Consider the following 588-nt stretch of genomic DNA (forward strand, 5'->3'; position numbering starts at 1 on the left):
TCTTGGAAAAGGAGTAGATGTCCTCGGTGGCGCGCGCCCGCGAGCGCGCGGCGACCGCCTGCCGCTGCACGCGCGCCGTCAGATTGCTGGCGATCACGGCGACGACGAGGAAGACGGCGAAGGCTACGATGCTTTCCGGGTCCCTGATCGTCAGCGTGTAGCGCGGCTCGAGGAAGAAGAAGTTGAAGGCAAGCGCGGAGAGGAAACAGGCGTAGAGCGCCGGCCAGAGCCCGAAGGTGACCGCCGACGTCAGCACCGCCAGCAGCAGGACGCTGGCGAGATTGCGCACGTCGAGGAACTGGTCGAGGATCGAGCTGACGGCCAGCGCGCCGGCGACATAGACGGTCGAGATCAGATAGGGCCAGATCTGGAAAGGCTTCTGCTCGGTCGCGGCCTTGACCCGCGCCGAGGGCGTGTCGGTATCACGCTCGGCGCCGGAAATGACATGGACGCTGATGTCGCCGGCATTGCGGATCAGATCATAGGTGAGCGAACCCTCGATCAGCTCGCGCCAGCGCGAACGGGTAGGCCGGCCGATGACGATATGGGTAAAATTGTTGGCCGTCGCGTGGCGCACGATGTCCTGGG

Annotated in this window: 1 protein-coding gene; it reads right to left on the reverse strand. The window is 65.1% G+C overall.

What is annotated here, in order from left to right:
- The coding region (locus EOA27_RS39320; RefSeq protein WP_127259080.1) for a DUF4118 domain-containing protein at positions 1-588 on the reverse strand (588 nt) is incomplete at both ends.

The sequence above is a fragment of the Mesorhizobium sp. M2A.F.Ca.ET.037.01.1.1 genome (genome assembly GCF_003998075.1).
In the GTDB taxonomy this organism is placed as follows: domain Bacteria; phylum Pseudomonadota; class Alphaproteobacteria; order Rhizobiales; family Rhizobiaceae; genus Mesorhizobium.